This window comes from Roseovarius tolerans, assembly GCF_028885395.1.
Taxonomy (GTDB): domain Bacteria; phylum Pseudomonadota; class Alphaproteobacteria; order Rhodobacterales; family Rhodobacteraceae; genus Roseovarius; species Roseovarius tolerans.
Genome location: NZ_CP118494.1, coordinates 3,339,449 through 3,358,605 on the forward strand (window position 1 = coordinate 3,339,449; position 19,157 = coordinate 3,358,605).

Annotated in this window: 15 protein-coding genes, 1 tRNA gene and 1 pseudogene; 6 read left to right on the top strand and 11 right to left on the bottom strand. The window is 63.1% G+C overall.

The window, feature by feature from the left end; all coding sequences use genetic code 11:
* Positions 1–154 precede the first annotated feature (154 nt).
* From PVU19_RS16545 to PVU19_RS16570, 6 genes and pseudogenes are all read right to left on the bottom strand, one after another.
* The gene (locus PVU19_RS16545; RefSeq protein WP_050664503.1) at positions 155–739 is read right to left on the bottom strand and encodes an HNH endonuclease signature motif containing protein; all 585 of its coding nucleotides are present in this window, start codon (positions 737–739) and stop codon (positions 155–157) included.
* Between the two features lie 1,081 nt (positions 740–1,820).
* Positions 1,821–2,900, bottom strand: a pseudogene (istA, locus tag PVU19_RS16550) (IS21 family transposase); the annotation flags it as partial.
* Positions 2,901–2,976: 76 nt separating this feature from the next.
* A complete protein-coding gene (locus tag PVU19_RS16555; protein ID WP_082237468.1) occupies positions 2,977–3,933 on the bottom strand; it encodes a DUF6538 domain-containing protein in 957 nt (318 codons plus the stop codon).
* Between the two features lie 58 nt (positions 3,934–3,991).
* Positions 3,992–4,077: transfer RNA gene (locus tag PVU19_RS16560), tRNA-Leu, on the bottom strand.
* Between the two features lie 64 nt (positions 4,078–4,141).
* The gene (locus PVU19_RS16565) at positions 4,142–4,690 is read right to left on the bottom strand and encodes a tetratricopeptide repeat protein (RefSeq protein WP_050662041.1); all 549 of its coding nucleotides are present in this window, start codon (positions 4,688–4,690) and stop codon (positions 4,142–4,144) included.
* Positions 4,691–4,721: 31 nt separating this feature from the next.
* Positions 4,722–5,201 (bottom strand): Lrp/AsnC family transcriptional regulator, encoded by a 480-nt coding sequence (locus tag PVU19_RS16570; protein ID WP_050662042.1) that lies wholly within the window; start codon positions 5,199–5,201, stop codon positions 4,722–4,724.
* A gap of 105 nt (positions 5,202–5,306) precedes the next feature.
* Here PVU19_RS16570 and putA point away from each other — a divergent pair, with 105 nt between their 5' ends.
* The gene (putA, locus tag PVU19_RS16575) at positions 5,307–8,738 is read left to right on the top strand and encodes a bifunctional proline dehydrogenase/L-glutamate gamma-semialdehyde dehydrogenase PutA (RefSeq protein WP_050662043.1); all 3,432 of its coding nucleotides are present in this window, start codon (positions 5,307–5,309) and stop codon (positions 8,736–8,738) included.
* A gap of 10 nt (positions 8,739–8,748) precedes the next feature.
* Here the strand turns inward: putA and PVU19_RS16580 are convergent, their stop codons facing one another.
* On the bottom strand, positions 8,749–9,345 hold the full coding sequence (locus PVU19_RS16580) for a LysE family translocator (protein WP_050662044.1): 597 nt from the start codon (positions 9,343–9,345) through the stop codon (positions 8,749–8,751).
* 131 nt (positions 9,346–9,476) lie between these two features.
* On the opposite strand from PVU19_RS16580, the gene PVU19_RS16585 reads away from it, so the two are divergent.
* Entirely contained in the window at positions 9,477–10,223 is a 747-nt protein-coding gene (locus tag PVU19_RS16585; RefSeq protein ID WP_050662045.1) for a rhomboid family intramembrane serine protease, read from the top strand.
* The gene (locus tag PVU19_RS16590) at positions 10,220–10,588 is read left to right on the top strand and encodes a GFA family protein (RefSeq protein WP_139194517.1); all 369 of its coding nucleotides are present in this window, start codon (positions 10,220–10,222) and stop codon (positions 10,586–10,588) included. The genes PVU19_RS16585 and PVU19_RS16590 overlap by 4 nt, the downstream gene beginning before the upstream one ends.
* A gap of 24 nt (positions 10,589–10,612) precedes the next feature.
* Here PVU19_RS16590 and PVU19_RS16595 read toward each other — a convergent pair whose 3' ends face one another.
* The 3 genes from PVU19_RS16595 to PVU19_RS16605 all read right to left on the bottom strand — a co-directional run bounded on the left by PVU19_RS16595 (position 10,613) and on the right by PVU19_RS16605 (position 13,005).
* A complete protein-coding gene (locus tag PVU19_RS16595) occupies positions 10,613–11,398 on the bottom strand; it encodes an inositol monophosphatase family protein (protein WP_050662046.1) in 786 nt (261 codons plus the stop codon).
* 69 nt (positions 11,399–11,467) lie between these two features.
* Positions 11,468–12,511: an aldo/keto reductase gene (locus PVU19_RS16600; protein ID WP_050662047.1), complete on the bottom strand. Its 1,044-nt coding sequence runs from the start codon at positions 12,509–12,511 to the stop codon at positions 11,468–11,470.
* An 80-nt stretch (positions 12,512–12,591) separates the two neighbouring features.
* Entirely contained in the window at positions 12,592–13,005 is a 414-nt protein-coding gene (locus tag PVU19_RS16605) for a VOC family protein (protein WP_050662048.1), read from the bottom strand.
* An 84-nt stretch (positions 13,006–13,089) separates the two neighbouring features.
* Between PVU19_RS16605 and PVU19_RS16610 the strand changes: the two genes are divergently transcribed.
* Positions 13,090–14,370: an O-acetylhomoserine aminocarboxypropyltransferase/cysteine synthase family protein gene (locus tag PVU19_RS16610; RefSeq protein ID WP_050662049.1), complete on the top strand. Its 1,281-nt coding sequence runs from the start codon at positions 13,090–13,092 to the stop codon at positions 14,368–14,370.
* 230 nt (positions 14,371–14,600) lie between these two features.
* On the opposite strand, the gene PVU19_RS16615 is transcribed toward PVU19_RS16610, so the two are convergent.
* On the bottom strand, positions 14,601–15,836 hold the full coding sequence (locus tag PVU19_RS16615) for a tetratricopeptide repeat protein (RefSeq protein ID WP_160316352.1): 1,236 nt from the start codon (positions 15,834–15,836) through the stop codon (positions 14,601–14,603).
* Between the two features lie 27 nt (positions 15,837–15,863).
* Here PVU19_RS16615 and PVU19_RS16620 point away from each other — a divergent pair, with 27 nt between their 5' ends.
* Together PVU19_RS16620 and PVU19_RS16625 are read left to right on the top strand one after the other, a co-directional pair.
* On the top strand, positions 15,864–16,220 hold the full coding sequence (locus PVU19_RS16620) for a hypothetical protein (protein ID WP_160316353.1): 357 nt from the start codon (positions 15,864–15,866) through the stop codon (positions 16,218–16,220).
* A 449-nt stretch (positions 16,221–16,669) separates the two neighbouring features.
* Positions 16,670–19,135, top strand: a complete 2,466-nt coding sequence (locus tag PVU19_RS16625) for a hypothetical protein (RefSeq protein WP_050662052.1) — start codon at positions 16,670–16,672, stop codon at positions 19,133–19,135.
* The last annotated feature ends 22 nt before the right edge of the window (positions 19,136–19,157 follow it).

The window sequence follows — 19,157 nt, forward strand, 5'->3', positions numbered from 1 at the left end:
AGTTTCTTATTCAAATTCAGTAGGGGGAAGGGGTAGCGAGGATGATTGCGGCGTAGGCAAAAATTGCCACGAGGGAAGGTGTAATGTTTATGATTTCCATTTCTGTTTCAGTTTCCTTGTTTGTCTATTTTGAACGCCTGATGGCTGGACAGGCTCAGCCTCGGCCTTCGACCTCGGCATAACGAGCGTCAAAGAGGAACGAGAGGTAATTCAGAGCGGTATTCGCCATCAGCTTCGAGTCGAACTCAAAGGCCATTTCGGGAATACCTGGACCAGGAACAAAGACGGTTCTGTAACGACCATCACCAATTTCCTTGACCTCGCCAGAACTCAGGCAACCCGAGTTGGCAATGCAGTTGGTCAGGTTGTCCGTGTACGTCGCAGCCCTGAGGTTCGAGGGGCGATTGTCGAAAGGGATGCGATTGATATGGTCAATCAGCTTGGGTGGTTCTTCCTCGTACTTGAGTAGCCAGATCAAGCGATGCAGCATCACTCGAACCGGCCCGAGGTCAGGGTGTCGGATGCCGACGATGATGTGAGGCATCTTGAGGCAGGGCGTCTTGCCGACGATCTTTCCACCGTACTTGTTATTGAAGGTGGTATGATTCCGAGAGGATTTGAAATGGTGTCGGGGTCGCTCTTTCCAGTAAAGGCGTCCTAGGTCGATTTCGGTTGTATCGAAGGTGGCCCTGAGGAAATCGAGGTTCTCTGGGCGGAGTAATTGATCGGTCTTGTTCATTTGTGTCTTTCGTTCTTGTTTGGAAAATCATGATAGGAAAACGACTAAGGGCCGACCGAAAGAGGCCGACCCAAAGTACAATTTGTTTTACAGGTAGGGGCCTGAAACCCCTTATTTTTATGGCTCAAATTCGCTTACAGACAAACTCGTTTGGCTGTTAGCTGCGATCACGGCTGATCTGGTCCCGAACTGAGATCGGAACCCGGCCTTCCCAGAGCCAACTCAAGAGCAACTCTCGCATACGCTCGGATGGGATATAGAGGGTGATCGGCTTGTTGTCTCGAACCTGAGTACGCCAGAGCCATTGAATGAGTTCTGTCAAAGCATAATCATCATTCGAAATTACCTTTGGTCCACCGAACCAATTCAGGATCGAAGGATTCAGGTTCTGGTCGTACAAGTAAATGGCTTGGGTACAGTGTTTGTAGTCATTAGTTCCTCGGGTCGTATTGGGAACCCAAGTAGCTTTCGGTTTACCATAGCCACTAGCTGCAAGTCGGCTATTGCTGGCGTAAGGACCGGGACGAAAGGCTGTCTTCTCGTCTCCGAAATCATCCAGCAATGGAGCCTTGCCCTTATGGTACCACTTATCCTTGGGGCAGGTAATGAGGATGTTAGGTAGCCAAGTGTCAGGGAATTGGTACCTACGCAAAGACGCCAAGGCATTTGGAACCTTCTCGTTAAGCGTCTTCGAGTTGGTCCGTGTCTGACTATTGTAGCTGAGGCTGATCCCGCGCAATGCACGAACGTCCTTAACGGTAATCAGGTCTCTTGCCTGTCGGACGAACTCTTGTTCGATTTCAGGTGAGCCTGTGTCATGCACTGGGTCCAACCCTATGCGCTTTAGGTACGCATACATGATCGAACCCTCTGCCTTGTAGGTGTAGACGGTCAGAGAGTTACCGGCCTTCAAGAGAACCTCAGGCATCACCGCGAGGTTGATCCCATCGCCCAAATGATAGAGGCGACCAGCCATAGCGGCATGGTACAGCGACGTACTCAAGGCATCGTCAACGTCTTCCAGATGTTCAACCCAGAGGTCCGTGGGTGTGATCTTTCCATTCTCGGGATCAATGTCCACGTAACACCGCGGATGCCGGGCGATCACGTCTCCACGGCAGCCGATCACGACCTGATCGACATAGCCGCGCACCCAGACATTCTGATGACCATAGGCGACGGGAACCGAGTAATCGTTGGTCTCGTAGCGCACGAGCGATTGCGAACTGACCTGGCCGCTGGCTTGCGCGCAAGCCTCGAATGGAGCCCCGGGCAGTGGCTTCATCGCCGCCAGATCGCGCTGCAGCCGTTCGCCAATCGTTTCCTTATGGCCACGCAGGATCTCGTTCTGGCGATTGCGGCACTGGGCCTCCAGATCCGCGTTGAACGCGTCCCAGCTGGCAAAACGCGGGACCGGCACCATGAAGTTCCGGCGGGCGTAACCAACGATGCCCTCGACTTTACCCTTGTCGTTTCCCTTGCCCGGCCGCCCGTAGCGGTCATGGAACAGGTAATGCGACTGCAGGGCACTGAACAGCGTGGCGCGCTGGCGCGTCCCGTCGGCCAGGATCTTCGAGACCAGGCAACGATCGTTGTCATAAAGGATGGAGTGCGGGACGCCGCTGAAGAAGGCAAAGGCGTGGACGTGGCCATCCATCCACGCCTCCGCCGTCGCCGCGGGATAGGCCCGCACAAAGCAGGCGTCGCTGTGCGGCAAATCCAAGACGAAGAAATGGGCCTTCTGCTCGACGCCATCGATGATCACCATGGCTTCGCCGAAATCCGCCTGGGCATCCCCGGGCGGGTGGGCGAGCGGCACGAACATCTCACGTCCACGCCGCTCGCGGTCCCGGATATAGTCCTTGATGATCGTGTAGCCGCCGGTGAAACCGTGCTCCTCGCGCAACCGGTCATATACCCGCTTGGCGGTATGGCGCTGCTTGCGGTGGGTCTCACGATCCCCGTCCAGCCACGCGTCGATAATCTCGGTGAACCCGTCCAGCTTCGGGCGCTTGATCGGCTTCTGGCGCCGGTAACCGGGCGGCGCTGAAAACGCCAGCATCTTGGCTACGCTGTCGCGCGAAACATTGAAATGACGCGCTGCTTCTCGCTGGCTCATGCCTTCGCCACACGCCAGGCGAACCTTCAAATACAAATCCACGGTATGCATCTCCACGCCCCCTCTTGCCGTCACAAGAAGAGCAAAATGGCCGGTTTTTACACCGCCCGCAGCAGGACTATCCCGCCGCTACCGTGGCCGAGTTTTGCACCGCCGTTCTCAGGCAAGACGGTTGGTCAGTCTCAGCGCGTCTCACAGCGTCTCTGAGTAACTCACAATCCCCCTGCCCCACGACCATGACCACTCGCTTCCCTGCATCTGTTTTGGACTGCGGAATATTGATCCTGATATGATCGCCTCTGTCGTCTATGTCGCCCAACGACCGGCTGCATAGTTCGTTGAGCCGACATGCGGTCACCCAAAGCAACCGGACGATTACATACATTTCCCGCTGATACTTGAGACGGTCATTGCCTTCGATATGAGCCAAGAGCGCCTCAGCTTCTTCTCGGGTCACGGGTCGTAGGTTCTTTGACCTCGGGTCTTTCTGCTTTCGCTGTCCTGCCAAACGACGCAGCAATGACGAGAAGGGATTACGAGCATCCGAGTCCACCATCCCCCAGTGATCCAAGACACGCCAATAGGAAGCCAGACAGGATTGGTAGGATTGAAGGGAACACTCGGACAGTTTTTCACCTGTCCTTTCTGATGGTGTCGATTTCAGGTGATCCATGAACCGCAGAGCAAGCGCCCTATTGATTTCGGATACCTCAATATCCCCTGCGAAAGCCTCGAATGCCTCAAGGTGCTGTCGGTATCTCTGGCGCGTCTTATTGTTGATCCCATCCGCCTGAGACAACCAACGGTGTACTGTGACCCTAACAGTCGTTCCTTCCAGTTTCTCTGGCTTCACCATCGCCTTAGTCGGGCGTCCTTCGAGGCGGCCTTTAAGTTCACCTTCGATCTGCTTAAGGACGGCATCACGTTTCCCTAGGGCCTCATAAAGGTCTGATGTACCTAAGCTTCGCACCACTTCTTTCCGTCCGAATGCGGTTTGATATTCTTGGGGAACTGTGAATCGAACGGCATAATTGGAGCCGCGCTTAAGCAAATATTTGGGCAGTTCTAGCGTCATTTTTTGGGTTCCTTCGACTGTTACATCGAAAGAAAAACTCAATGAAAACAAAGAGTTATGGTGCCCGCGGCCGGACTCGAACCGGCACGGCCTTTCGGCCTGGAGATTTTAAGTCTCCTGTGTCTACCATTCCACCACGCGGGCAAGGGCGACCAGACGCGCGCGGACAATATCCGCTTTGACCGGGGTGTAAAGCCATAGCGGCGTGTCAGATGTCGTCTTCCAGCGCCTCCAACCCGGGCAGCAGATGGCGCTCGGTCAGCCACGGGTTGAGGTCGAGCGCGCGGCGCAGGATCAGCGCCGCCTCGCCCGGACGCTGCAACGCCACAAGCGTCAGCGCCTGCCCGGTCATCGCCGCGATATGGCGCGGCGACAATTCCAGCGCACGCTCCAGATCTGGCAGCGCCGCCGCATAGTCCTGCCGGATGAAATTAACGAAAGCGCGCTGGTTGTAGCCCTCGGCATAGTCCGGGCAGTAGGCGATCAGCGCGTCGAACGCATCCACGGCCCCGGCGAAATCATAGGCCTCGCGCCGCGTCATGCCCTCGTCGAGCAAGTCCTGCGCGCGCGTGTCCGGCGCGTCGGCCCAGTATTCCCACATCTCGTTTGAAATGAGCCGCGCGCTGCGCTCGTCCTCTGCCTGCTGCACATCCTCGATCAACCCACCGATGGCCACGCGGTGATCAGGCGGCTCGGGGCAGGTCTGGGCAAAGGCCGGTCCGGCCATCAGTGCAAACGCGATCAGGGCAAGTTTCATGCAACATATAATGGCGCAGGCTACGCGCAGGTCAAATCACGTCCGAGAGCGCGTTTTCCTTGACCGCCTGCATCGCCACATAAGTCGAGGTATTGGCCAGATGCGGCAGCCCCGAGATATGCTCGGCCAGAACCCGGCGATAATCGGCCATGCTCTGCGTGCGGATTTTCAGCAGGTAGTCGAAACTTCCGGCAATGAGATGCACCTGCTCGATCTCGGGCACCTTGGAGACAGCGGCGTTGAATTCCGCCAGCGCCGCCTCGCGCGTGTCATGCAGCCGCACCTCGACGAAACTGACATGATCCAGCCCGAGCCGGATCGGATCGAAGAGCGCGCGGTAGCCGGTGATCACACCGTCCCGCTCCAGCCGCCGCAAGCGCGCCTGCGTGGGCGATTTCGAAAGCCCGATCGCCTTGGCTAGATCGGTCACGCTGATCCGCCCGTCGCCCGCCAGAACCCGCAGAATCGCCCGGTCGAAACGGTCGAGATCAAGCTGTTCACTTTGGTCCACTTTTCTCTCCAATTCAATGCAACCGGCCTGCGTTTCAACCCTAATCGGGAAAAGTCACTTAGACAATGATGGTAGCATCATGCGATCAATCATGGGGGAGTAGCCATGCCGTATGACACCGATATCCGCCGCGCCATCGACCTTGGCACCTATGCCGACGAGGCCGAGACGCTCACCCGCCTGACCGAGATCGCCGACCTCTCGCCCGAAGATCGCGCGCGCATCTGCGCCCGCGGCGCACAGCTTGTGCGCGACATTCGCGGCCGGTCCGATACCGGGCTGATGGAGGTGTTTCTGGCGGAATACGGCCTGTCCACCGACGAGGGCATCGCGCTGATGTGTCTGGCCGAGGCGCTGCTGCGGGTGCCAGACGCCGAAACGATAGATGCCCTGATCGAGGACAAGATCGCGCCCTCGGACTGGGGCAAACATATGGGCCATTCCACCTCTCCGCTGGTCAATGCCTCGACCTGGGCCTTGATGCTGACCGGCAAGGTGCTCAAGGACGAACAGCCCGGCCCGGTGGGCCATCTGCGCGGAGCCATCAAGCGCTTGGGCGAGCCGGTCATTCGCACCGCCACAGGCCGCGCGATGAAGGAAATGGGCCGTCAGTTCGTGCTGGGCGAGACCATTCAGGGCGCGATGGACCGCGCGGCGGGGATGGAGAAGAAGGGCTATTCCTATTCCTACGACATGCTGGGCGAGGCCGCGCGCACCGATGCCGACGCCACCCGCTATCATCTCAGCTATTCCCGTGCGATCAGCGCCATCGCCAATGCCTGCACCAACAAGGACATCCGCGACAATCCCGGCATATCCGTGAAACTCTCGGCGCTGCATCCGCGCTACGAGGTGGCACAACGCGACGAGGTGATGAACATCCTCGTGCCGCGCCTGCGCTCGCTCGCGCTGCTGGCGAAATCCGCGCGTATGGGCCTCAATATCGACGCCGAAGAGGCCGACCGCCTCGCGCTCTCGCTCGACGTGATCGAGAGCGTGCTCTCGGAGCCGGCACTTGCCGGTTGGGACGGGTTCGGCGTGGTGGTGCAGGCCTACGGGCAACGCGCCGCCCACGTGCTCGACTACCTGCACGATCTGGCTGTGAGGCTCGACCGCCGGATCATGGTGCGGCTGGTCAAGGGCGCCTATTGGGACACCGAGATCAAGCGCGCGCAGGTCGAAGGCGTGGACGGCTTTCCGGTCTTCACCTCGAAACCCGCGACCGACATTTCCTATATCGCCAATGCCCGCAAACTGCTGGCGATGACCGACCGGATCTATCCGCAATTCGCAACCCATAACGCCCACACGGCAGCGGCGATCCTCGACATGGCGACGGATAAATCCACCTTCGAATTCCAGCGCCTGCACGGCATGGGTGAGGCGCTGCATGACATCATCCTGAAATCCGAAGGCACCCGCTGCCGCATCTACGCCCCCGTGGGCGCGCATCGCGATCTGCTGGCCTATCTGGTGCGCCGCCTCTTGGAAAACGGGGCAAATTCCAGCTTCGTCAACCAGATCGTGGATGAGGATGTGGCCCCCGAAACCGTCGCCCGCGACCCGTTTGAGGCGGTGGATGATCCGCAGCCGCACCTGCCCACCGGGCCCGATCTGTTCCAGCCTGAACGACCCAATTCGCTTGGGTTTGACCTGACACACCAACCGACGCTCGACGCCATTGAGGCCGCGCGCGCGCCCTATGCCTCGCAGGCATGGGAGGCCGCGCCGTTGCTGGCGAGCAAGGCGCAGCCAGAGACGCCCGAGCGCGTCGAGAACCCCGCCGATCCCGCCGACAGCCCTGGCACCGTCGCCTGGGCCTCTGAGGCGGATATCGAGACGGCGCTTGCAGCAGCCAAGCCGTGGGACGCCACAGCGACCGAACGCGCCAAAATCCTCAACAAAGTGGCCGATCTCTACGAGGAGAACTACGGCGAGGTTTTCGCGATCCTGCACCGTGAGGCCGGGAAATCCATTCCCGACGCCGTGGCTGAGTTGCGCGAGGCGGTGGATTTCCTGCGGTACTACGCGGCCAACGCGCCCGAAGCCGAACCGGTCGGCACCTTCACATGCATCAGCCCCTGGAACTTCCCCCTCGCCATCTTCACCGGCCAGATCGCGGCGGCGCTTGCGGCGGGCAACGCCGTGCTGTCGAAACCGGCCGAGCAGACCCCGCTCATCGCGCATCTGGCCATCGGCCTGATGCACAAGGCGGGCGTGCCCAACACGGCTTTGCAACTCCTGCCCGGCGCGGGACAGGTCGGCGCGGCGCTCACCTCGGACGCGCGCGTCGGCGGCGTGGCCTTCACCGGCTCGACCGACACGGCGCTGAAAATCCGCGCGGCAATGGTCAAGAACCTCGCACCCGGCGCGCCGCTTATCGCGGAAACCGGGGGGATGAACGCGATGATCGTCGACAGCACCGCCCTGCCCGAACAGGCGGTGCAGGCGATCGTCGAATCCGCCTTTCAGTCCGCCGGGCAGCGCTGCTCGGCGCTGCGATGTCTTTACGTGCAGGAGGACATTGCCGAGGGCTTTACCGAGATGCTGACCGGTGCGATGGACGCGCTGCATGTCGGCCACCCCTGGCACCTCTCGACCGATTGCGGCCCGGTGATCGACGAAGAGGCCCGCGCGGGTATTGCCGAACATATCCAGCAGGCCCGCGCAGACGGGCGGCTCCTGCACGAACTCAAGACCCCGAATGTCGGAACGTTCGTCGCGCCCACGCTGATCAAGGTCGGCGGCATCGAGGATATCGAGCGCGAGATCTTTGGCCCGGTCCTGCATCTCGCGACCTTCAAGTCGCGCAACCTCGACAAGGTGATCGGTGCGATCAACGCTACCGGCTATGGCCTCACTTTCGGTCTGATGACCCGGATCGACGACCGCGTTCAGCACGTGACCGAGGCGGTGCATGCGGGCAATATCTATGTCAACCGCAACCAGATCGGCGCCATCGTCGGATCGCAGCCGTTCGGCGGCGAAGGCATGTCGGGCACCGGCCCCAAGGCGGGCGGGCCGCATTACCTCACGCGGTTCTGCGCGCATCCGGCGCCCGTGGAGGGACAGAAGTGGGACGAGGCCATGCCCGTTGCCGCCGTGCAAAAGGCGCTCGACGCCGCCAATGCCGCCCCGCACAGCCCGCGTGAGGCGCTCATCCTGCCCGGACCTACCGGCGAGTCGAACCGGCTGACCACGCATCTGCGTCCGGCGCTTCTGTGCCTTGGGCCGGGCAAGGAGGCAGCAGCGGCGCAGGCTCGCGCGGTCGCGGATCTTGGCGGTGTCGCGGTCGAGGCGTCGGGCCGTGTCGATCCGCATGCGCTCAAGACCATGGGCGGGCTTTCAGGCGCGCTCTGGTGGGGCGACGACCGCGACGCCCGCGCATATGCGCAGGCGTTGGCCGAGCGCGCGGGCCCGATCCTGCCGCTGATCACCGGGCTGCCCGATACCGGCCACGCCCTGCATGAGCGGCATGTCTGTGTCGATACAACGGCGGCCGGGGGCAATGCGGCGCTCTTGGGTGGCATGTCCTGAGCGCAGCCGTCTAGGCCAGCAGCATCCACACGGCCACAGCCCCAAGGGTCAGACCGAACCCGATATTCATCGCCCGCGCACTTCCTGCGCGGGCGAAAAGCGCGCCCAACTGCGCGCCCATCATCGTCCAAACCGTGAACGCAACGAGATTGTTGAGCGTGAACAGCGTGGTGATCCCCAGAACCAACAACGTCCGGTCAGGTCCGGGAACGTCGAGGAATTGCGTGAACATCAGCGCGATGATCACATAGGCCTTGGGATTGAGCAGCAATAGCATCGCGCCGTCACGGAACAGCGCCGGTTGCGCGTCCTCGCTGGTATCGTGCCGTCCCGCGCGCAGCAGCCCGACCGCGATCCAAAGGACATAGAGCGCGCCTGCGATTTTGAGCACACTGAACATCGCCGGGGCCGCGTCAAGCGCGCGCAGCGCACCAAAGCCGATGGCTGCGGTGACCAGCCATGTGGCGACGTGATAGCCAAGGCTTGCCGGGAGCGTCGCCCACACGCCGAAACGTGCCCCATTGGCGGCAAAGAACAGGTTTCCCGGGCCGGGACTGTAGGCCAGCGGCAAGAGAAACAGGAACAGGGCAATCGCGGTCTGGGTCATTGGCATAACTCTTGGTCTCTGGCGATTTGAGCACCGAACAGCACAGACCGCGACCCGGTTCCTGCGCAAATTGCACAACGGCATGCACGCGCCGCCTTTTCGTCGCTCGCGTTCCGCGCTAGCTTCCCCTCATGTTTCCGATCCGCGATCATAACCCCTCGGGGCGCACACCCTACGTGACCTACGCACTGATCGCGCTCAACGTGCTGATCTTCCTCAGTTACTGGTCGCTGTTCTCGGATCAGCGCGCATTGATGCTGTTTTTCGACGACTGGGCGATGGTACCGGCCAAGGTCACACAGGCAGGCAATTATACTGGCCTGCTCACCTCGATGTTCCTGCATGGCGGTGTGATGCATCTGGTGGGTAACATGCTGTTTTTGTGGATTTTCGGCGACAATATGGAGGACCGGATGGGCCACCTGCCCTATCTCGGTTTCTATATCGCGTCGGGGCTGGCGGCGAGCCTTGCGCAGATTCTCGGCGGTCCCGGGTCGATGGTGCCGACGGTGGGCGCATCGGGCGCGATTGCCGGGGTGATGGGAGGGTATCTGTTACTGTTCCCCCGCGCACGGGTCGATATCTTGCTGATATTCATTATCTTTTTTCGGGTCATCACGATCCCGGCGGCACTGATGCTGGCACTGTGGTTCGGGTTTCAGGTCTTCGCAGGGCTGGGGACCAGCGCCGAGACCGGCGGTGTCGCCTATTGGGCGCATGCCGGGGGGTTCGTGGCCGGTGTCGTGCTGACGCTGCCGGTCTTCCTGCGTTTGGGCGGGCCGCGCTTTTGGGAGTTGCATGACGGCAAACCGCCCTATCCGCAGACCGATTACACCACCCGGCGCACCCCGATCCCGCGGGTTCGGAAACGCCGATGACCGAGCCGCTGAAAGCCACCTGCCATTGTGGTGCCGTCGAATTGCGCGTGCGGCTGTCGCAGGCATTCGAGACCGCCCGCCGCTGCGATTGTTCCTTTTGCAGACGGCGCGGGGCCGCTGCGGTTTCGGTGCCTCTCGACCAGTTGGAGATCGTGCGGGGGGCCGAAAACCTAACCCTCTACCAATGGGGCACCGGCACCGCGAAACATTACTTCTGCAAGACCTGCGGGATTTATACCCATCACCAGCGCCGCTCGGACCCGACTGAATATGGCGTCAACCTCGGCGCGCTTGACGGGGTAAACCCGCGTGACTTCGATCCGATTCCGTGGGTCGATGGGGTGAATCATCCGTCAGATTCGTAAAAGGTTGGTTAAGCCCGGGGCCGTTCAGCCCCGGATCGCCTTGGTGAACTTGTCGAACAGGGCCTCGTTGGCACAGATCACCTCGCCGTCGCCCAAGATGTCGGCCCCTTTGGTGATCGGCTCAACGAAACCGCCTGCCTCGCGCACGATGATCACGCCCGCCGCCAGATCCCAGGCGTTCAGGCGCCGTTCCCAGAACCCATCATAGCGCCCCGCCGCCACATAGGCCATGTCGAGCGCCGCCGATCCCCACCGCCGCACGCCCGCACAGCTGGGCAGCAGCCGGGCCAGATCCTGCAAGGTGTCGGGCAGGTCCGCGCGCCCGCCAAAGGGCAGGCCGGTGGCAAAGATCGCCTCGATCATCTTGTGACGGCCGGAAACGCGCAGCCGCCCCTCGTTCATCCAGGCCCCGGTGCCCTTCTCGGCAAAGAACGCCTCATCCTTGCTGGCGTCATAGATCACGCCCGCGACCACCTCGCCCTTGTGTTCGAGCGCGATCGACACCGCCCAATGCGGCAGCCCGTGCAGGAAATTCGTGGTGCCATCGAGCGGGTCGACGATCCAGCGGCGGGTTGGGTCCTTGCCCGGCTCCTCGCCGCCCTCTTCGGCCAGCCAGCCATAGGTCGGGCGCGCGCCCATCAATTCGGTCTTGAGGATCTTTTCGGCGGCGATATCGGCGCGGCTGACGAAATCGCCCGCGCCCTTCATCGAGACCTGAAGGTTCTCGACTTCGCGGAAATCCTTGGCCAGCGCCCGCCCCGCCTTGCGCGCGGCTTTCAGCATCACGTTGAGATTGGCACTGCCTACCATGGCTTTCGCTCCTTCTGGGTCAGGGCGCGCGTATACGCCGGGCCGTGCCCCCAGACAAGGGGGGCAGGATCAATAGGGCATGGGATGAGCGCGGTGTGCCGCGTCGAGATCAGAGAGCACCTCATCGCCGAGGGTGATATCCGCTGCACCAAGCGCGAGATCGAGCTGATCCATGCTGGTTGCCCCGAAAATGGCCGAGCACATGAAGGGCCGCGTCAGGCACCAGGCGAGCGCCATCTGCACCGGATCAAGCCCGTGTTTGCGCGCCACGCCGAGATAGGCCTCGACCGCCTCAAAGGTGCGCGGCCCCTTGCGCCCGCCCAGATCGGTGTTGATCGTCATGCGAGAGCCTTCGGGCAGTGCGCCGCCCTGATACTTGCCGCTGAGCAGCCCCGCCGCGAGCGGTGAAAAGGCGAGAAGCCCGACATCCTCGTTCACGCTCAACTCTGCCAGATCGGTATCGTACAGGCGGCACATCAGCGAATATTCGTTCTGGATCGAGGCCACGCGCGGACCATGCCCGTCCTCTGCCAGCCGCAGCCATTGCGCGGTGCCCCAGGCGCTCTCATTGGAGAGACCAAAGGCGCGGATGCGGCCCTTGTCGACCTCGCGCTGCAAAGCGTCGAGCGCCTCTTCCATATGGGCGAGCGTCTCGGCGCGGTCCTGCCCCGAGGGATCGAAACTCCAGTTTTGCCGGAACATGTAGCTGCCTCGGTTGGGCCAGTGAAACTGGTAGAGGTCGATGTGATCGGTCTGCAGCCGCCTTAGCGACCCCTCGATCGCCTCGGGGATGGTCGCCGCGGAAATCGGTGCGCCATCGCGGGCATTCGCAAAGCCGATGCCGGAATGCTTGGTGGCGAGGATCACGTCCTGTCGCCGCCCCGTCCGGGCGATCCAGTCGCCGATGATTTCCTCGGTGCGCCCGGTGGTTTCGGCGCGGACGGGCGCCGTGGGATACATCTCGGCGGTGTCGATGAAATTCACCCCGCGCTCCAGCGCGCGGTCGATCTGCGCGTGGCCTTCGGCGGGGGTATTCTGCGCGCCCCATGTCATCGAGCCGAGGCAGAGCGCGCTCACCTCCATGCCGGTGCGCCCCAACGGTCGTTTCTGCATGTCCTGTTCCCTCGTCGCGGTTTTGTGCGGCACTTTAGGGTGTTGGACCGGATGTGCAACGGGGGGTGCGCGACGGATACTTACGCGGCGAAGACCGCGTCCATCTCGGCAAAGCCTTTCAACTCCAACGGGTTGCCGGACGGGTCGCGGAAGAACATCGTCCATTGCTCGCCCGGCTCGCACTCGAAGCGCACCGAGGGCGGGATCACGAAATCGACCTCCGCTGCGCTCAGCCGTCCGGCCACGCGCTGCCAGTCAGACAGGGGCAGCACCACACCGAAATGCGGCATCGGGACCATGTGATCGCCGACCTTGCCGGTGGCCTCGGTGGCAAAGGGCGTGCCCAGATGCAGCGACAGCTGATGCCCGAAGAAATCGAAATCGACCCAGGTTTCGGTCGAGCGCCCCTCGACGCCGCCCAGGAGCCCGCCATAAAACGCGCGCGCCGCGTCAAGATCGGTCACGTTGATCGCCAGATGAAACGGGTGTGCCATGTCGAGACTCCTCATGCCTGTTGCGGGGCACCTTTCAATGGCTTAACCCGGTTTGCAAGTATTTCCCAAGGGAGGATCCTTCACATGGCTTACGGTTTCGACACGTTGCAAATTCATGCGGGCGCGCGGCCCGATCCGGCGACCGGCGCGCGGCAGGTGCCGATCTATCAGACGACCGCCTACGTATTCCGCGATGCCGAACACGCGGCGGCGCTCTTCAACCTGCAGGAGGTGGGTTATATCTATTCCCGCCTGACCAATCCGACCGTGGCCGCGTTGCAGGAGCGCGTCGCGACGCTGGAAGGCGGCGCGGGGGCGGTGTGCTGTTCCTCGGGGCATGCGGCGCAGATCATGGCGCTCTTTCCGCTGATGGGGCCGGGGCTGAACGTGGTGGTCTCCACCCGGCTCTATGGCGGGTCGATCACGCAATTCAGCCAGACGATCAAGCGGTTCGGCTGGTCGGCGCGGTTTGTCGATTTCGATGATACCGATGCGATCGAGGCGGCCATCGACAAGGATACCCGGGCGGTGTTCTGTGAGTCCATCGCCAACCCCGGCGGCTATATCACTGATCTTGATGCGATTTCTGCCATCGCGGACAAGGCCGGGCTGCCGCTGATCGTCGACAACACCTCGGCCACGCCGTATCTGTGCCGCCCGATCGAGCATGGCGCGACGCTGGTGGTGCATTCGATGACCAAGTTCCTGACCGGCAACGGCACGGTGACAGGCGGTGTCGTGGTCGATTCCGGGCAGTTCGACTGGTCGGCCTCGGGCAAGTTCCCGTCGCTCAGCGAGCCGGAACCGGCCTATCACGGGCTCAAGTTCCACGAGACGTTCGGGCCGCTTGCCTTTACCTTTCACGGCATCGCCGTGGGGCTGCGCGATCTGGGCATGACGCTCAATCCGCAGGCGGCGCATTACACGCTGATGGGGATCGAGACGCTATCCTTGCGCATGCAGCGGCATTGCGAGAATGCCGAGCGGGTCGCCGGGTGGCTGGAAAAACATGAGGCTGTCGAAGGGGTTACCTATGCCGGGCTGCCCTCGTCGCCGTGGCATGACCGGGTCGCGCGGATCTGCCCCAAGGGGGCGGGGGGCCTGTTCACCGTGGCGCTCAAGGGCGGCTATGATGCCTGCGTGCGGCTGGTGGACAGCCTTGAGCTGTTCAGCCACGTGGCCAATCTCGGGGACACCCGCAGCCTGATCATCCATTCGGCCTCGACCACGCACCGGCAGCTGACCGAAGAGCAGCAGGTCGCTGCCGGGGCAGCACCCAATGTGGTGCGGATTTCCATCGGGATCGAGGATGCGGATGACATCATCGCCGATCTGGAGCAGGCGCTGGCAAAAGCGGCGGGCTGAGCCGCGCCGGGCATTGGTTAACGAAACCTGACTCGGGGCGCGCGGCGCGTGCGAATCGGGGCAGGATTCGCCTGATTAACAAGGGCGATCCGCGATTTTCGGCGGTCTGTATCGCGTCGGTATCCTGTCGGTATCGCAACGGTGCCGATGCGGTGCGGGGGCGGGTTAACAGGGCGCACGGTGGGGAACGTACGAAACATACGGGCGTTTTGTACGGTTTCGGATTTGGCTCAGGGCAGATTGGCGATGTGCTCTTCGACCACCCCGATATGCGGATGATCGTGCGGCAGAGTGGCGCGGAAAATCTGCAAGGCTTGCTCAATCAAGGGCCGCGCTTCCTCGGGTTTGTCTTGTGTCACCAAAACCCCGGCGAGGTTGCTGAGGCGGATGGCATAGCTCGGATGCCCCTCCCCAACCGCCTCGCGCGTAATCTCAAGCGCCTCGCGGTACAGCCCCTCGGCCTCCTCATACCGCCCCTGCGCCTGCACCACCCCGGCGAGGTTGTTGAGGCGGGTGGCATAGCCCGGATGCCACTCCCCAATCGTCGCGCGGTCAATCTCAAGCGCCTCGCGGTACAGCCCCTCGGCCTCCGCATACCGCCCCTGCGCCTGTACAACCCCGGCGAGGTTGTTGAGGCGTGTGGCATAGTCCGGGTGCCCCTCCCCAAGCGTTGCACGGTCAATCTCAAGCCCCTCACGGAAAAGCTGCTCGGCCTCCTCATACCGCCCCTGCGCCCGCACCACCCCGGCGAGATTGTTGAGGCGGGTGGCATAGCTCGGATGCCCCTCCCCAATCGTCGCACGGCTAATCTCAAGCGCCTCACGGAAAAGCCCCTCGGCCTCCGCATGCCGCCCCTGATCCTCCACCACTCCGGCGAGGTTGTTGAGGCGGGTGGCATAGCTCGGATGCCCCTCCCCAACCGCCTGGCGGGTAATCTCAAGCGCCTCGCGGTAAAGCGCCTCGGCCTCTGCATAGCGCCCCTGCGCCTGCACCACCCCGGCGAGGTTGTTGAGGTGGATGGCATAGCTCGGATGCCCCTCCCCAATTGTCGCGCGGTCAATCTCAAGCGCCTCGCGGTAAAGCGCCTCGGCCTCCGCATACCGCCCCTGCGCCTGCACCACCCCGGCGAGGTTGTTGAGGCAGATGGCAAACTCAGTGCCGTTTACGCCATGGTCGGATTTGGCCCAGTCCACCAACCTTTCATGCAGCGGGATCGCCTCCGACCCTTTGGCCAGCCGCCATGTCATGCGGGCGTAGGCGGACAGATGATCAAAGGTTTCATGCAAATCAGTCGCGCATTTGTAGTGTGTGTAGGCGTCGTGCCACCGCACAGCATCTTCCGCAATTTTTCCAAGGCGATAATGAAGGCTGGCTTCGTCGCGTTCGGCGTCCTCGCGCCGGGCCTGTGACGCTTCCAGCAATTCCTTGAACAGCGCCTCGGCAAGGCTGCTGTCGTCACGATCCAAAGCAGCATTGGCGGCGTCGAATTTTTCTTGCTCAAACCGATTTTGGTATCTTGCGAGTTCGGCCTTTGTTTGGCGCAGTTCTTCAAGCCGTTCGTGATAGTCTTTTTCAACGTCGGCCAAGCGCCCGCGCAATTCATCCGCTTCACGGCGAATAAGATCCTTTTCCGCGCCATGGGCGCGTTCCAAATCATCGGTCTTGGCTTTCAAGGCCTCGTTCAGCGCCTGTTGGTGCTGTTCGAATGTCAGGCCGATATGGATTTCACCGGTATTATGGCCGATCTGCGCGTTGCCCGAGCCATCGGTGATGGAGTTTTCCGTCTTGGGGCGCATCATTTAGCCACGCTGCTCGTTATCATCGCCGTCTTCGATTTGATTCACGGTTGACCCGGAACCGCCCTGTTGCGCGTTGCGATGGCCGCCTTTGATCGTGTTTTGGGTGGTTGGTTTGCCTTTGCGGTATTGCCGCCAAGCGATCCAAACACCGACCACGGCCACCAAGACCCCGGCGACCACCCACCAATCCATTCCTGTTTGCGGCATTGATACCCCCTAACTCGTGATCTGCCCTCACCATACCCGCCATAGGCGATTTGGGAAGGGGCGTGCCGTGCAATGGGATCGGTTGATGCGCAGTGAAGGCGCGCCCTATGCAGGTGTCGGGATTGTCGCGCCATGCAGGACTGCGCAGCCAAAGAGGTTGGTGCTTTGACATCGCGTGAGGGCTATTATTCTACCTCGCTTCCACCCTTTGCCTCGGCGATTTGGTGCTGTAGGATCGGGGTTCGACGCGGGATGACTCCCGCATGACCCCGAGCGGTGTTACAGCGTTGCGCATGAAACCGAACTTTGCCCTGTCCCTGTCTTTCGACGGTATCCGCCTGCTGCATCGGGCAGGTGCGTCGGGCTGGCATCTGGTGGGCGAGGTCGCGCTCGATTGCGATGATCTGAACGCGGACCTCGCGGCGTTGCGCGAAAAGGCGGCGGCGCTGGATGCGTCGGGCCTGTCGTGCAAGCTGATCATTCCCGACGAACAGATCCGCTATCTCGATCTGCCCGCGAGCAGTGCGCCCTATGGCGATTATGACGCGGCGGCGGCAGAGGCGCTTGACGGGGCGACGCCCTATGCGCTGGAGGATCTGGCGTTTGACTGGAATGTCGAGGGGGCGCGGCTCTATGTGGCGGCGGTGGCGCGCGAGACGTTGCAGGAGGCGGAAAGTTTTGCCACCGATCACCGGTTCAACCCGGTGAGTTTCGTGGCCCGGCCAATGGGCGACGGGTTCGGGACGGAGCCGTTCTTTGGCGAGACCAGCTGTGCCGAGACCCCGGTGGAGCGGGACGCAGCACCGCTCGAGATCATCGGCGCGGCGCGGATGCCCGAGCCCGAAGCGGTGCCGGACCCGGTGGAGGAGGCAGCGGACGGTGTGGCGCATGCGCCGGACGCGGAGGAGCCGCCCGCGCCGGAGCCGCCCGCGCCGGAGCCCGAGGGCGATGCGCCGGAGGCGGCAGAGAGGGCGGAGGCCGATACCGGGCCGGCGCAAAAGGCCGAGCCGCGACCCGAGGCCGAAAGCGCGGTCGCCTTTACCTCGATCCGGGCGGAGCGCGATGCGCCCGCAACCGGTGCGCCGATATTGGCCGGGGCGGCGCGCGCGGCCCCCGAGAGCCATGAGACGACGCCGGTCGAGGGTGAGGCCACCCCCGGGCCTGCCGCTGCGAGCCTTGCGCCGACCCCAGACAGCGGGCCGGATGACGCAGCCGCCGGTGACCGGGGCGCTATCGGCTTCTTTTCGCGTCGGTCGCGGCGGGCCGAGCCGGTCCCGCCCACGCCGGTGGCGCGCGCCGAGCCGGGCTTTTTCGGCGTCGAGGATGACACGCCCCCTGTCGCATCCACCAAAGGTGCCGGACTGGCCCCGCCCGAGGACGAAGCGGATCGGATGACGATCTTTGGCGCGCGCAGTTCGCAGCGCGGACAGCGGGGCAAGCCAAGATTCCTAGGGGTGATACTGACGGCGGCGCTGATCCTGCTGATGGTCGGTGTCGCGGCCTGGGCGACGATCTTTCCCGACTCGGGCGTGGGGCGGCTGTTGCGCGGGGCGGAGCCGGAAATCGCGCTCACCCCGGAGATCCCGGAAATTGCCGCACCGGCATCTGTGCCGGAGGCGCCTGAGACTGCCGTGCCGGAGCCGCGTGACACCGTCGTCGCGGACCCGGTTCCCGAGGTCGCGCCGCGCGCAGCCCTGCCGGAGCCCGAGATCGCCCTTGCCCCGGAGCCCGAGGCCAGCCCCGAGGTCGCAGCGGAGCCCGACCCGGTCGCCGGGCCGCTGACCCCGGAGGAGGCCCGCGCGCGCTACGCGGTGACGGGCATCTGGCAGACCCCGCCCGCGCCGCCACAGGAGCCCGAGGCGGGCACGATCGACGATTTCTACCTGACCTCGATCGACGAGGATGTGCCGATAGGCGATGCCGTGGCGCTTCCGGCCGTGCCGGAGCTGGCCCCCGATGCGCGGCCCGCGACGCCCGCCGCACCGGCCCCGCCCGGCACGCAGTTCACGCTCGATGCGCGTGGCTTCGTGGTGCCGACGCCCGAGGGCGCGCTGACCCCTGACGGCGTCGTGGTGCGCGAAGGGCCGCCGCCGGTGATCCCGCCCGACACGCCCACGCGTGCGGTGCCGGTGCCCGGTCTCACGCTGACCGCCGAGGCGGCGGCGGAACTGGAGCGGCTGTCGGGGATCCGCCCCCGGTCGCGGCCCGGCGACCTGATCGAGCAACAGGAGCGCGGCGCGCTTGGCGGGCGCACCCGGACCGAATTGTCGGACCTGCGGCCACGCACCCGACCCGAGGTCATTGTGCAGGCCGCCGCCGCTGCCGTGACCCCCGATCCCGATGCCATGGCTGCCGCCCTTGCCGAGGCGGTGGAGGACGCGGCATCTGACGCGACCCCGCAGGCTGTCGCCGCCTCGCTCAAGCCGCGCACGCGGCCCGGTGATTTCGAGCGGATCGTGCGCGAGGCCCCGCAACAGAGCGCCGCTGCCGCGACCGTGGCGCCGCGCATTCCAAGCTCTACCTCGGTCGCGCGCAGTGCCACCGAGCGTAACGCGATCAACATGCGACAGGTCAATCTGATCGGCGTCTATGGCAGCCCGTCGAACCGCCGCGCGCTGGTGCGGCTGTCGAACGGGCGCTATCAAAAGGTGCAGGTTGGTGACAGAATGGACGGCGGGCAGGTCTCGGCCATAGGCGACAGCGAATTACGCTACAATAAACGCGGGCGGGATGTGGTGTTGCGGATGCCGAAGGGCTAGGCTGCGCACACCTCGCATATTC

Excerpts from the sequence above, each read along its gene's own strand:
- PVU19_RS16545 (WP_050664503.1), bottom strand. The coding sequence starts at position 739 with ATGAACAAGACCGATCAATTACTCCGCCCAGAGAACCTCGATTTCCTC.
- PVU19_RS16555 (WP_082237468.1), bottom strand. The coding sequence starts at position 3,933 with ATGACGCTAGAACTGCCCAAATATTTGCTTAAGCGCGGCTCCAATTAT.
- PVU19_RS16565 (WP_050662041.1), bottom strand. The coding sequence starts at position 4,690 with ATGAAACTTGCCCTGATCGCGTTTGCACTGATGGCCGGACCGGCCTTT.
- putA (WP_050662043.1), top strand. The coding sequence starts at position 5,307 with ATGCCGTATGACACCGATATCCGCCGCGCCATCGACCTTGGCACCTAT.
- PVU19_RS16580 (WP_050662044.1), bottom strand. The coding sequence starts at position 9,345 with ATGACCCAGACCGCGATTGCCCTGTTCCTGTTTCTCTTGCCGCTGGCC.
- PVU19_RS16585 (WP_050662045.1), top strand. The coding sequence starts at position 9,477 with ATGTTTCCGATCCGCGATCATAACCCCTCGGGGCGCACACCCTACGTG.
- PVU19_RS16590 (WP_139194517.1), top strand. The coding sequence starts at position 10,220 with ATGACCGAGCCGCTGAAAGCCACCTGCCATTGTGGTGCCGTCGAATTG.
- PVU19_RS16595 (WP_050662046.1), bottom strand. The coding sequence starts at position 11,398 with ATGGTAGGCAGTGCCAATCTCAACGTGATGCTGAAAGCCGCGCGCAAG.
- PVU19_RS16600 (WP_050662047.1), bottom strand. The coding sequence starts at position 12,511 with ATGCAGAAACGACCGTTGGGGCGCACCGGCATGGAGGTGAGCGCGCTC.
- PVU19_RS16605 (WP_050662048.1), bottom strand. The coding sequence starts at position 13,005 with ATGGCACACCCGTTTCATCTGGCGATCAACGTGACCGATCTTGACGCG.
- PVU19_RS16610 (WP_050662049.1), top strand. The coding sequence starts at position 13,090 with ATGGCTTACGGTTTCGACACGTTGCAAATTCATGCGGGCGCGCGGCCC.
- PVU19_RS16625 (WP_050662052.1), top strand. The coding sequence starts at position 16,670 with ATGAAACCGAACTTTGCCCTGTCCCTGTCTTTCGACGGTATCCGCCTG.